Consider the following 12,932-nt stretch of genomic DNA (forward strand, 5'->3'; position numbering starts at 1 on the left):
GAGCTGCCGACTATAGAACTGGCCGGCGCTGCATCAATGCCGGCGCCACCTGCGCAGCAGCGGCAGCGCCAGCCCGGCCAGCCACAGCGCCCAGGTGGCGGGCTCGGGCACCGGCGGCGGCGCGGGCAGGCTGCCGTCCAGGGTCTCGGGGGTCAGCAGCCAGGCGTGGCCCAGATCGCTGTTGGCGACGATCTGCCCCTGCTCGTTGATGGCCGTGGCCACGTTCAGCACCATGCCGTCGGGCAGGCTGACCAGCGTGTTCAGGTCCACCACCACGCTGCCGTTGGCGGCGGCCAGGAAGGCGCGGCGGCCGATGCCGGTATCCGGGTAACTGACACCCACCACCCAGCCGGCGTTGTTGATGTCGTTGGCGGTGCTGCCGTTGGCGCCGACATCGCGCAGGCGCCGGAGGTTGCTGCCACCGGCATCGGTGACGAAGGCATCGCGCTGCCAGCTGGTGAAGAAGTAGTCACCCACCACCTGGCCGGCATCGTTGATGCCCATCATGGCGGGCTGGCGCAGTTCGGTGTCGTGGGCCAGCGGGATCGAACTGCCGCCATCGGCGCGGATCAGCAGCGGCGTGTAGTCGCCGCCAAGGTTCACGGTGCCGGCGATCCAGCCCTGGTTGTTGATCGGGCCGCCGTAGAGCGTGCCGTTGCCGAGCGTGATCGTGCGCAGCACGGTGTAGTCGGCCGGTTCGGCGACGAAGATGCGCGGGTTGTGCGCCGGGTCGGCCGCTTCGCCGACCACCACGCCATCGTTGTTGATGCCGGTGGCCCGGCTGCAGCCGTTGCAGTAGGCCCAGATGCCGCCCAGCGTGCCCAGGTCGGTGATGCCCTGCCCGTTGGCGCCGGTGACGAAGGCGTGCCTGAGCCCCGTTCGCATGTCGTCCGACAGGAAGGAATCGCCCACCACCTGGCCGCGGTCGTTGATGGCGGTGCCCCAGCTGCGGGGCCCGCCCAGCGTGGGCAGCAGGCTCAGGCCGACGCCATCGGCCCCGGTGACGAAGGCGCGGTCCGTCCCGTCCACGATCACGGCACCCGTCACCTGCCCGCTGGCGTTCAGCGCGGTGGCGGTGGTGCCGGGCCCGAGGTCGATGGCCGTGAAGCGCGGCAGCGTGGCCGCCCGGGCCGAAGCGCCGGCCGCCACCAGGCCGGCGGCCAGCGCCAGGCCGGCCAGCATGCGATGCATGGACATGGAACAACCCTCCCCAGGGTGCAGTGCACAGGCAACGGATGCTGCGCCGTCACCGTGCGGCCGTCGAGCGCGGCCTGCGCTGGATCAAATGGCGCGGCCGGCCGGCGCCCGCCGACAATCGCGCCCGTGAGCAAGCTCTACTTCCGCTACGCGGCCATGAACGCCGGCAAGTCCACCGCCTTGCTGCAGGTGGCGCACAACTACGAGGAACGCGGCATGCGCGTGCTGCTGTTCACCGCGGCGCACGACGACCGCGTGGCGGTGGGCCGCATCGGCTCGCGCCTGGGCCTCACGCGTGAGGCCGCCACCTTCGGCGCCGACACCGAGTTCCAGGCCGCGCGCCTGCACGAGACCGCCGGCGGCCACCTGGCCTGCCTGCTGATCGACGAGGCGCAGTTCCTCACGCCCGAGCAGGTGCGCCAGCTGCACCGCATGGCGCATGTGGACCATGTGCCGGTGATCTGCTGGGGCCTGCGCAGCGACTTCCGCGGCGAGGCCTTCCCCGGCAGCGCCGCGCTGCTGACGCTGGCCGACGAGGTGGAGGAGATGAAGAGCATCTGCGCCTGCGCCCGCAAGGCCACGATGAACATGCGCATCGACGCCCAAGGCCGGCGCGTGAAGGAGGGCGCGCAGGTCGAGATCGGCGGCAACGAGCGCTACCGCGCCGTGTGCCCGGCCTGCTTCTACGCCGACGAGAGCCTGGGCGACGTGGCGCCGGGGCTGTTCGGCTGATCACCGGCTGTCGCGCGCTGGCACAGACCGGCTGGGGCACCGGGCTTGCCCCCACTGTGCCGGGCGCCGCCTGCGTGCGATAACGCGGGTCCACCCATCCCCCGCCAAATGCAGGAGCGCCCGATGATCAAGGTCCACATCCTCTACCCCAACACGCCCGACACCCGCTTCGACATGGCCTACTACGTCGAGAAGCACATGCCGATGGTGAAGGCGCGCATCGGCGCGGCCTGCACTGGCTTCACGGTGGATGCTGGCCTGGCCGGCGGCGCCCCCGGCCAGCCGGCGCCCTATGTGGCCATCGGTGCGCTGATCTGCACCTCGGTCGAGGCCTTCCAGGCCGGCTTCGGCCCGCACGCCGCCGAGATCCTGGGCGACATCCCCAACTACACCAACGCCCAGCCCACGCTGCAGATCAGCGAGATCAAGGTGGGTTGACGCCCGGGCGAGTGCAAAACCGCACGCCCCCCACGGCTGGCGGTCTGGCCACTCGGCCGCCGACACCTTCCCGATCGCTTGGCCACCCATAATCCGGCGCCTTGACCGGCCCTTGCTGCCGGTGGGACGTGCGATATGGAAGTGCTGTCGTCGGATGGGGCCATGCCCCGCTTGCCTGGGCCCGATGCGGGCATGGCGCAGGCGATGGCCGCTGCGCTGGCGGTCGGCCAGGCGCGGCGCGGCAACCGCCGCCGGCTCGCGGTGTTCGGTGGCGTGGCCGTGCTGGCCTTTGCCGTCGGCCAGGCCTGGAACTACGCCCGCCCCGACCGCTTCCGCGCCGGCACGCTGCTGCAGCTGTCGGTGCCCGATGCCGGCCGGCCAGGCGCCGCCGCCTCGGCGGCCATGGTCGATACCCTGCCGCTGATCACCAGCCGGCCCGTGCTGCAACAGGTGGCGCGCACCGTCGCCGAGGCGGGCTTCGCCCTGCCCGCCAATGCCGACGATGCCGCCACGCTGCTGCAGCAGTTGCTGCAAGCACGCAACGAGGGCGGCGGCGATGTGGTGCGTGTGGAGGCTGTCGGCGAGACGCCGGCCCTGCTGGCGGCGGCGCTCAACGCCTTGCCCGAGGCCTTGCGGCGTGAACTCACCGGCCGACAGCAGCAGGCCGCCGATGGCCAGCTGGCCGGCGCCAAAGCCGAGCTGGCACGTCTGGACACCGCTGCTGGCCAGGCGCGTGTGCGGCTCGAGACCTTCCGGCGCGAGGCCGGCGTTCAGGCCGAGCGTGACGAGAGCGAGGCCGTGTCGCGCAGCCGCGGCATCAACACCGCGCTGAACACCGCGGCCGAGAAGGAGGCCGCCGCCGAGGCCCGCCTGCGTGCGCTGCAGGACAGCGCCGCCGCCGGCCGCGGCGTGACCCAGTCGCGCGACAACCCGACGCTGGCCGGTATCGAGTCCCGGGCCAGCCAGACGCGCGAAGAACTGCGCGACATGGAGCGCGTCTACACCCCCGAATTCATGGCCATGGATCCACGCGCGCGGGCCCTGCGCGCGCGCCTGGCGGAACTGGAACGCCAGGCCACGCAGCAGCGCGGTGAGAGCCAGGAGGCCGCGCTGCAGCTGGCGCGCGAGGAACTGGCCACGGCGCATGCCAACGTGGCGCGGCTCAAGCAGGATCTGGCGGGCAGCCGCCCGGCCCTGCACGGCGCCTCGGCGCGCTATGCCCAGGCCAAGGTGCTCGAAGACGACCTGGCGCAGGTGGACAAGGCGCGGCGCGAACTGCTCGAACGCGTCACCCGGCTCGAGGCCGACCAGCGCCGGCGCGTGCCGGGCGTGGCGGTGCTGGAGGCGGCGGTGCTGCCCACCGCGCCGTTCGAGCCGCAGCATGGCAGCGATACCTGGCGCGTGCTGGGCGGCTCGCTGCTGCTGGCCTTGCTGACGATGGCCCTGGTGGAGGTGTTCAACCGCCCGCCGCCCACGCCGGCCGTCCCGGCGGCGGGCCACACGACGGTGGTGATTCCGCCGATGTGGGGCGCACAGTCCGGGCAAGCGGTCCATCCGATGCTGGGTGCCGCCCCGGCACCCGCCGCACCAACGCTGGCCGCGGCATCGATGCCGGCGGCCACCGCGGCGCTGGCCGCACCGGCGCGCCAGCTGCTCAGCCAGCCTGAGGCGGCGGCCCTGCTGGCCGCCACACGCGGGCCGGTGCGCGATGCCGCCGCACTGGCGCTGATGGGCTTGACGCTGGCCGAACTGCAATCGCTGACCACCGCCGACCTGGACGCGCCGTCCGCCACGCTGCGTGTGGGCGGTGCCCATGCACGGGCCCTGCCGCTGCCCGAGTGGCTGCAGCACGCGCTGCAGGCCGGTGCCGAGCGATTCGCGGCCATGGCCGATGCGCCGCTGCTGGCCGATGCCGCCGGCCAGCCGCTGGCCGAAGCCGACCTGAAGGTGCAGCTGGCCTGCGCCGCCGTGGATGCCGGCCTGCCCGTCGGTGCCGCGCTGGATCTGGGCATGCTGCGCGACACCTGCATCGACTGGCTGGTGGGCCAGGGTCTGCGGCTGTCCGACCTGTCCGGCCTGGTGGGCCGCATCGAGGTCAGCGAGGTGGCCGCGCTGGCGGCGCGCGCGGCCGAGCGGCCGCGGGTGGATGTGCAGCAGGTGGCGCGCCTGATGCCGGCGCTGATGCTGGCACCGCCGGCCTGATCGCCCGCTCAGGGCGCGTCAACCCGCAGCAGCAGGGCACGACGGCACCGCCGCCAATCCCGGCTACGCTAGCGGACCGGCGCGCCGCCACGAACGGCGCGCCGGCATCCCCTTCCGGAGACCGGCATGAACAAGATCCTCGTCGCCCAGGGCGGCGGCCCCACCGCGGTGATCAACCAGAGCCTGGTGGGCGTGGTGCTGGAGGCGCGACGCCACAAGGGCATCGACCGCGTCTACGGGGCACGCCACGGCGTGCGCGGCATCGTCAACGAGGATTTCGTCGACCTGACGCAGGAAACCAGCCACAACCTCGAGCTGGTGGCCGCCACGCCCAGCTCGGCGCTGGGCAGCACGCGCGACAAGCCCGATGCGGCCTACTGCCACAAGATGTTCCAGGTGCTGAAGGCACATGGCATCGGCCACTTCTTCAACATCGGCGGCAACGATTCGTCGGACGTGGTGCGCATCGTGGCCCAGGAGGCACGCGATGCCGGCTACCCGCTGCGCTGCATCCACATCCCCAAGACCATCGACAACGACCTGGTGCTGAACGACCACACGCCGGGCTTTCCGAGTGCGGCGCGCTTCGTGGCCCAGGCCTTCGCCGGCGCCAACCTCGACAACGCCTCGCTGCCCGGCGTCTACCTCGGCGTGGTGATGGGCCGGCACGCCGGCTTCCTGACCGCCGCGGCCGCGCTGGGCAAGAAGTTCGCCGATGACGGCCCGCACCTGATCTACCTGCCCGAGCGCGATTTCGACATCGACCGTTTCCTGGCCGACGTGGACGCTGTGTACAAGCGCCATGGCCGCTGCGTGATCGCGGTCAGCGAGGGCATCCATGCCCCCGACGGCACGCCGATGATCGCCAAGCTGGCACAAGACCTGGAGCGCGACGCGCACGGCAATGTGCAGCTCTCGGGCACCGGCGCGCTGGCCGACCTGCTGTGTGAGGAGATCAAGGCCAAGCTCGGGATCAAGCGCGTGCGCGGCGACACCTTCGGCTACCTGCAGCGCAGCTTCGTGGGCTGCGTGAGCGATGTCGACCAGCGCGAGGCGCGCGAGGTGGGCGAGAAGGCCGTGCAGTTCGCGATGTGGGGCGACCAGGACGGCTCGGTGGCCATCCAGCGCGCCGGCCACTACGCGGCCGACTACGCGCTGCTGCCGCTGGAGGCCGTGGCCGGCAAGACGCGCACGATGGAGGACGCCTTCATCGCCGACAGCGGCACCGACGTGACCGACGCCTTCCGCCTGTACCTGCGCCCGCTGCTGGGCAGCGGCATGCCCGATGCCTACCGCCTGCGGCCCGCGCCGGTGGCCAAGGTGCTGAACCGCTGATGGCGCTGAAGAGCTTCGGCGCCCGCGCCGACGGGCTGCGGCTGGAGCGCATGCGCGCCTCGCCGGGCTGGGCTGGCGAGGGCTTTGCCAACCGCTTTCCGGTGCGGGCCGGCCTGCGCGACCTGACGGCGCCGCGGCCCACGATCAGCGAATTTCTGTGTGGCGGCAAACGCCGCGTGCCCAGCGGACCGCTGCCGGCCCACGATCCGCGCGAGGGCTGGCGCCGCGCACCGCAAACCGGCCTGCGCGCCACCTGGCTGGGCCACAGCACGGTGCTGATCGAGATCGACGGCCACCGCGTGCTCACCGATCCGGTGTGGGGCCCGCGCGCGTCGCCGTCGCGCCTGGCCGGGCCCAAACGCTTCCAGCCGGTGCCGGTGGCGCTGAAGGCGCTGCCCGAGGTGGATGTGGTGGTGATCTCGCACGACCACTACGACCACCTCGACTTCCCCACCATCCGCGCGCTGGCGGCCACCAGCGTGCCCTTCGTCACCTCGCTGGGCGTGGGCGCGCACCTGCAGGCCTGGGGCGTGCCGGCCGAGCGCATCACCGAGCTCGACTGGTGGGAGACCCACCGCGTGCCCGGCACCGGGCTGGAGATCACCGCCGCGCCGTCGCAGCACTTCTCGGGCCGCGGGTTCAAGGACCGCAATGCCACGCTGTGGTCGTCGCTGGTGGTGCGCGGTGAGCGGCATGCGGTGTTCTTCAGCGGCGACACCGGCCTGACCGACGCCTATGCACTGATCCGCGAGCGCCTGGGGCCGTTCGACCTGGTGATGCTGGAGGTGGGCGCCTTCCATCCGTCGTGGGGCGACATCCACCTGGGCCCGGCCCATGCGCTCGAGGCCCATGCGCTGCTGGGCGGCGGCGCCTTTCTGCCGGTGCACTGGGGCACCTTCAGCCTGGCGCTGCACGACTGGGACGAGCCGGCCGAAACCCTGCTGACGCTGGGCGCCCATGCCCCGCTGCTGATGCCGCAGCTGGGCCAGCCGGTGGAGCCCGCGCAGCGCGGGCGCGTGCAGCCCTGGTGGCGGGCGGTGGATGCGCGCGGCACACCGGCCCCGGCGCCCGCACCCGCCGCGCCGGCGCCCGAGGCGGCAGAACGCGCCCTGCCCAAATCCATGCCCTGGCCGCTCGATTGATCCGCACCGCCATGTCCGCCACCCCCACCCGCCCCGATGAACTCGACGCGCTGCGCCACGCCCTGGTGCGCGAGGCCAACCGCCTGGTGCCGCTGGGCCTGGCCAGCGGCACCTCTGGCAACCTGAGCGTGCGCGTCACGCTGGCCGATGGCGCCGAGGGCATGCTGATCACGCCCAGCGGCATGCCGTATGAGACGTTGCAGCCCGCGCACATCGTGCCGGTGCGCTTCACCGGCCCGGGCACCGCCGACTGGCCGGCCGATCAGTTGCCCAGCAGCGAGTGGCTGATGCACCTGGCGCTCTACCAGGCGCGTCCCGAGGCCGGCGCCGTGGTGCACGGCCACCCCACGCACACCACGGTGCTGGCCATCCAGGGCCTGGCGATTCCGGCCATCCACTACATGATTGCCGCCGCCGGCGGCCCGACGATCCGCTGCGCGCCCTACCGCACCTACGGCACGCCCGAGCTGTCGCAGGTGGCGGTGGCCGCGCTGGACGGGCGCAAGGCCTGCCTGCTGGCCCACCACGGCCTGCTGGCCTTCGAGCGCGACCTGGCCAAGGCCATGTGGCTGGCGCGCGAGGTGGAAACGCTGGCCCAGCAGTACCTGGCCGCGCTGCAGCTGGCGGCGGCCACCGGCAGCCGGGTGTCGGTGCTGCCGGACGACGAGATCGCCCGCGTGGTCGAAAAATTCAAGGGCTACGGCCTGAACGCACGCGCCGCGCGGGCCCCTGACTGACCCAGAATGCGGGCCGACGCCCTCCGCCGTCGCCCCTGCCCTGTTGCCGATGCAGTACACACCCGCACCGCTGTCGCCTGACGAGTCCCGCCGCCTGGCCGCGTTGCACGACCTGCAGGTGCTGGACAGCGCGGCCGAGAGCGAATTCGACGCCCTCGTGCAGGCCGCCGCGCTGGTGTGCAATGTGCCGGTGTCGCTGATCAGCCTGGTCGACGAGCACCGCCAGTGGTTCAAGGCCAACGTGGGCCTGCCCGGCGTCAGCGAGACGCCGCGCGACCAGGCCTTCTGCGCCCACGCCGTGCTCGACGACGCGCTGATGGAGGTGCCGGATGCGCGCGACGATCCGCGCTTCGCCCACAACCCGCTGGTGGTGGGCGAGCCGAACATCCGCTTCTACGCCGGCAGCCCGCTGCGGCTGAGCGATGGCGCCCGCGTGGGCACGCTGTGCGTCATCGACCGCCAGCCGCGCGCACTGGACGCGCGCCAGCGCGCCGTGCTCGATCACCTGGCCCTGGCCGCCGCCCGCGCGCTGGAGCACCGCCGCGCCGTGCGCCTGCAGCAGCAGCTGCTGCAGACCCTGTCGGAGCAGGAGCGCGCGCTCAGTGCCGAGCGGGCGCGGCTGCAGAACATCCTGCATGGCACGGCGGCCGGCACCTGGGAGTGGAACCTGGTCACCGGCGAGGTGCGGCACGACGAGCGCTGGGCCGGCATGATCGGCTGGCGCCTGGCCGACCTGCTGCCCATGCACCCCGAGTCGTGGAACCGCCATGTGCATCCGGCCGACCTTCTGCGCGCGCGCGACCTGCTGAACCAGCATGTGCAGGGCCACACCCCGCACTACGAGTGCGAGCTGCGCATGTGGCACCGCGAGGGCCGCTGGATCTGGGTGCTGGCGCGCGCCCGGGTGATCAGCCGCACCCCGGACGGCCAGCCCGAGTGGGTGGCCGGCACGCACCAGGACATCACCGATTCGCGCCGCCTGGCCACCGAGCTGGCCGAGCAGCACGAGCTGATGCGCGTGACGCTGCAGTCCATCGGCGATGCGGTGATCACCACCGACGCCAGCGGCCACGTGGTGTGGCTGAACCCGGTGGCCGAGCGCCTGACCGGCTGGAGCAGCCGCGACGCCCGCGCCCGCCCGCTGCGCCAGGTGTTCCACATCGTCGACGAGCGCACCCGCGAGCCGGCCGCCGACCCCGTGGCCGCCTGCCTGGCCGGTGGCGAGGTGGTGGCGCTGGGCAGCCACACGCTGCTGATCTCGCGCGACGGCACCGAGTACGGCGTGGAGGACTCGGCCGCGCCGATCCGCAGCGAGCAGGGCACGGTGCTGGGCACGGTGCTGGTGTTCCACGACGTCACCGAGCAGCGCCGCCTGTCGGGCGAGATGAACTGGCGCGCCAGCCACGACCCGCTGACCGGCCTGGTCAACCGCACCGAGTTCGAGTCGCGCCTGGCGCGGGTGCTCAAGGCGGCCCAGGAAGAGCGCAGCCACCATGCGCTGCTGTTCATCGACCTGGACCAGTTCAAGCTGGTCAACGACACCTGCGGCCATGCCGCCGGCGACCAGCTGCTGCAGCAGGTGGCACGCATGCTGGGCGACCAGGTGCGCACCCGCGACACGCTGGCGCGCCTGGGCGGCGACGAGTTCGCGGTGATCCTCGAGCACTGCCGCCTGCCCCAGGCCCGGCGCGTGGCGCAGCAGATCTGCGACCGGCTGGAGCAGTACCGCTTCATCCACGACAGCCAGCGCTTTCGCATCGGGGCCAGCATCGGCCTGGTGCCGGTGGACGAGCGCTGGCGCAGCACCGCGGCCGTGCTGCAGGCGGCCGACAGCTGCTGCCATGCCGCCAAGGAGGCCGGCCGCAACCGCGTGCAGGCCTGGCGCGACGACGACGGCGAGGTGAGCGAGCGCCACGGCGCCATGCGCTGGGCCATGCGGCTGGAGCGCGCGCTCGACGAGCACCAGTTCGTGCTGTTCGCGCAGCGCATCGAGGGCCTGTCGCCGCGCCTGCCCGGTGCCACCCAGCCGGCCGTGCATGCCGAGGTGCTGCTGCGCCTGCGCGAGCCCGATGGCTCGCTGGTGGCGCCGGGCGCGTTCCTGCCGGCGGCCGAGCGCTTCCACCTCGCCTCGCGCATCGACCGCTGGGTGCTGCGCCAGGTGCTCGACTGGATGGCCGCCACGCCGCACATCGCCGACATCGAGTGCCTGAGCGTCAACCTCTCGGGCCAGACCATCGGCGACCGCAGCGTGCACGGCCAGGTGATGGGCATGCTGCGCGAGGCCGGCCCGCAGGTTTGCAGCCGCCTGTGCCTGGAGATCACCGAGACCGCCGCGATCACGCGCCTGGCCGATGCGGCGCTGTTCATCGAGCAGGTGCGCGCCGCCGGCGTGCGCGTGGCGCTGGACGACTTCGGCGCCGGCGTGTCCTCGTTCGGCTACCTGAAGAGCCTGCGCGTGGACAAGCTCAAGATCGACGGCCAGTTCATCCGCCAGCTGGAAGACGACGCGCTGGAGGCCGCCGCGGTGCGCTGCTTCGTCGACGTGGCCCGCGTGGCCGGGCTGGAGACGGTGGCCGAATTCGTCGAGACCGAGGGCCAGCGCCAGCGCCTGTGCCAGCTGGGCGTGAACTACGCGCAGGGCTACCTGCTGCACGAGCCCGCGCCGCTGCACACGCTGTTCGAACCCGACGCGCTGGCCGCCGATGCCGGCTGAGCCAGCGCTGCAGCCGCCGCGCAGCGCCTGCCCGCGCTGCCTGCGCGCCGCCTGCGTGTGCGCCTGCCTGGCCCGGCCGGGCGTGCCCTGGCAGGGGCCGGTGCACTTGCTGCTGCTGCAGCACCCGCGCGAGCAGCGCGAGACCAAGGGCACGGCGCGGCTGCTGCACCAGGCGGTGGCCGGCAGCCGGCTGCTGGTGGGCGAGCGCTGGACCGACCCGCCGGCGCCCGACGGCGCGGCGCACCCTGCCACCACGCCGGCCTCGCACCACGATGTGCTGCTCTACCCCGCCACGCCCGGCGACACCGCGCTGCCCGCAGCACCGCCGCTGCCCGCGGCCTGGCTGGCCGAGCCCGCGCGGCTGCGCCTGGTGGTGATCGACGGCACCTGGCGCAAGAGCCGCCGCATGCTCTACGAGAGCCCCTGGCTGCAGCGCCTTCCGCGCCTGGCGCTGGTGGCGCCGCCGCCCTCGCGCTACCGCATCCGCCGCGCGCGCGGCGAAGGGCAGCTGTCCACCTTCGAGGCCGCGGTGCTGGCGCTGGGCCAGCTGGCGCCGGCGCATGACCCCGGCCCCGTGCTGTGGCCGGTGTTCGAGGCCTTCGTGGCGGCCGGGCTGGCGCGTCTGCCGGCCCCCGCGGCCACGGCCTGAGAGCCGGGCCCCGCCAGGCTGAACCCAGGCTGAAGCCCCTGTGCAGCACCCGACCGGGCGGCGGCGACAGCGGCCTGACAGCCCGGCTCGCTACACTGCGCCGCTTTGCCTGCAGGCGCGTCGCCGCGCCGCTCCTCCCCACGTGGAAGCCTTTCTCGTCTCCACCGGCATCGTCGCCCTCGGTGAAATGGGCGACAAGACCCAGCTGCTGGCCGTGCTGCTGGCCGCCAAGTTCCGCAAGCCGGTGCCCATCATCCTGGGCATCCTGGTGGCCACGCTGGCCAACCATGCCGCCGCCGGCTGGCTGGGCGGCTGGATCGCCGCCCTGCTGGGCCCCACCGTGCTGCGCTGGGTCATCGGCCTGGGCTTCCTGGCCATGGCCGCGTGGATGCTGGTGCCCGACCAGATCGACGACGAAGCCGAAGGCGGCGTGCAGCGCTTCGGCGTGTTCGGCACCACGGTGATCGCGTTCTTCCTGGCCGAGATGGGCGACAAGACCCAGATCGCCACCGTGGCCCTGGCCGCGCGCTACACCAGCCTGCTGGCGGTGGTGGCCGGCACCACGCTGGGCATGATGCTGGCCAACGTGCCCGCCGTGCTGCTGGGCGACCAGGTGGCCAAGCGCGTGAGCATGCGCATGGTGCACGCCGTGGCCGCGATGATCTTCGCGGTGCTGGGGCTGCTGACGCTGGCCAACGTGGGGACGTTGTTCTAGGCGACGCTGACCGAAGCGCGCCGCCCGGGCGCCGTCATTTCGAGGCCAGGCCCAGCCGCTCGATCAGCGCCTTGTCCTTCACGAAGCCCGCCTTGGCCCAGGCCAGGTACTCGGGGCCGGTCTTGTACCAGGGCTGCTGGTTCAGCTGGTCCAGCACCTTCAGGTGCTCGGGGTCGTCCATGGCCTTCTTGAAGGCGTCGTGCAGGCGCTGGGCGATGGCGGGATCCAGCCCCTTGGGCGCCACCAGGCCGTAGGGCGAGTTGCCCACCACGTCGTAGCCCAGCTCCTTGGCCGTGGGCACCTGCGGCCAGCGCTTGGTGCGCTGCTCGCCAAAGGTGGCCAGCAGGCGCATCTGGCCGCCATCGACGAACTTGTCCCAGCCGGTGGCGTCGCTGGCGGCCATCACGTGGCCGCCCAGCAGGGCCTGCATCAGGTCGGCATTGCCCTTGAACGGCACATGCGTGAGCTCGACCTTGGCGGCGTCGGCCACCTCCTCCATCAGCAGGTGTGGGCTGGTGCCGTTGCCGGTGCTGCCGAAGTTGATGCCGCCGGGCTGCTTGCGCGCCGCGGCGATGTAGTCCTGGAAGGTCTTGTACGGGCTGTCGGCGCGCACCACGAAGCCGAAGGTGTAGCCCGACACGCCCAGGATGAACGTGAAGTCGTTGATCGGGTGCCAGGGCACCTTCTGCATGTGCGGGATGCGCAGCATGCCCATCGGGTACTGGGCGATGGTGTAGCCGTCGGGGCGGGCGTTCAGGCCCATGGTGCCGGGGCCGGTGGTGCCGCCGCCGCCGGGCTGGTTCTGGATGATCACCGGCTGGCCCAGGTGCTTGCTGGCGATCTCGCCGAGCGCGCGCAGGTGGCGGTCGGTGCTGCCGCCGGCCGGCCAGGGCACGATCAGCGTGATGGGCTTGGCCGGCCAGGCCTGGGCGTGGCTGCCGGTGCTGGTGGCGGCCAGCGGCGCCAGGGTGGTGGCGGCCAGCAGCTGGCGTCGCGAGAAACGTGGAGTCATGTCAATTCCGCGCATTGGAAGAGGCGTCGAGGTCCGGACAGTCTAGGCAGTGCGGCATTG

At 72.7% G+C, this 12,932-nt stretch carries 11 protein-coding genes; 9 read left to right on the plus strand and 2 right to left on the minus strand.

Translation table 11 applies throughout. The features are described 5' to 3' along the window. Positions 1-33 precede the first annotated feature (33 nt). Positions 34-1,197, minus strand: a complete 1,164-nt coding sequence (locus tag AACH10_RS16615) for a PEP-CTERM sorting domain-containing protein (protein ID WP_341411571.1) — start codon at positions 1,195-1,197, stop codon at positions 34-36. A 126-nt stretch (positions 1,198-1,323) separates the two neighbouring features. Here AACH10_RS16615 and AACH10_RS16620 point away from each other — a divergent pair, with 126 nt between their 5' ends. The 9 genes from AACH10_RS16620 to AACH10_RS16660 all read left to right on the plus strand — a co-directional run bounded on the left by AACH10_RS16620 (position 1,324) and on the right by AACH10_RS16660 (position 11,860). Further along, positions 1,324-1,929, plus strand: a complete 606-nt coding sequence (locus tag AACH10_RS16620) for a thymidine kinase (RefSeq protein WP_341411572.1) — start codon at positions 1,324-1,326, stop codon at positions 1,927-1,929. A 123-nt stretch (positions 1,930-2,052) separates the two neighbouring features. After that, positions 2,053-2,367, plus strand: a complete 315-nt coding sequence (locus tag AACH10_RS16625; RefSeq protein WP_341411573.1) for an EthD family reductase — start codon at positions 2,053-2,055, stop codon at positions 2,365-2,367. 162 nt (positions 2,368-2,529) lie between these two features. After that, on the plus strand, positions 2,530-4,569 hold the full coding sequence (locus AACH10_RS16630; RefSeq protein WP_341411574.1) for a hypothetical protein: 2,040 nt from the start codon (positions 2,530-2,532) through the stop codon (positions 4,567-4,569). A 126-nt stretch (positions 4,570-4,695) separates the two neighbouring features. After that, entirely contained in the window at positions 4,696-5,904 is a 1,209-nt protein-coding gene (locus AACH10_RS16635) for a 6-phosphofructokinase (protein WP_341411575.1), read from the plus strand. Next, positions 5,904-7,046, plus strand: a complete 1,143-nt coding sequence (locus AACH10_RS16640; RefSeq protein ID WP_341411576.1) for an MBL fold metallo-hydrolase — start codon at positions 5,904-5,906, stop codon at positions 7,044-7,046. The genes AACH10_RS16635 and AACH10_RS16640 overlap by 1 nt, the downstream gene beginning before the upstream one ends. Before the next feature lie 11 nt (positions 7,047-7,057). After that, entirely contained in the window at positions 7,058-7,783 is a 726-nt protein-coding gene (locus AACH10_RS16645; RefSeq protein WP_341411577.1) for a class II aldolase/adducin family protein, read from the plus strand. Positions 7,784-7,832: 49 nt separating this feature from the next. After that, complete coding sequence (locus AACH10_RS16650; RefSeq protein WP_341411578.1) at positions 7,833-10,496, plus strand: EAL domain-containing protein; 2,664 nt, start codon at positions 7,833-7,835, stop codon at positions 10,494-10,496. After that, entirely contained in the window at positions 10,486-11,145 is a 660-nt protein-coding gene (locus AACH10_RS16655; protein ID WP_341411579.1) for a tRNA-uridine aminocarboxypropyltransferase, read from the plus strand. Before AACH10_RS16650 ends, AACH10_RS16655 begins: the two co-directional genes overlap by 11 nt. A gap of 142 nt (positions 11,146-11,287) precedes the next feature. After that, positions 11,288-11,860 carry a TMEM165/GDT1 family protein gene (locus AACH10_RS16660; protein WP_341411580.1) on the plus strand — a complete coding sequence of 191 codons (573 nt, stop codon included), beginning with the start codon at positions 11,288-11,290 and terminating at the stop codon, positions 11,858-11,860. Between the two features lie 34 nt (positions 11,861-11,894). On the opposite strand, the gene AACH10_RS16665 is transcribed toward AACH10_RS16660, so the two are convergent. Then, entirely contained in the window at positions 11,895-12,872 is a 978-nt protein-coding gene (locus AACH10_RS16665; RefSeq protein ID WP_341411581.1) for a tripartite tricarboxylate transporter substrate binding protein, read from the minus strand. Between the last annotated feature and the right edge of the window lie 60 nt (positions 12,873-12,932).

Origin of the sequence: Pseudaquabacterium inlustre (assembly GCF_038066595.1) — a bacterium.
In the GTDB taxonomy this organism is placed as follows: Bacteria; Pseudomonadota; Gammaproteobacteria; order Burkholderiales; family Burkholderiaceae_C; genus Pseudaquabacterium; species Pseudaquabacterium inlustre.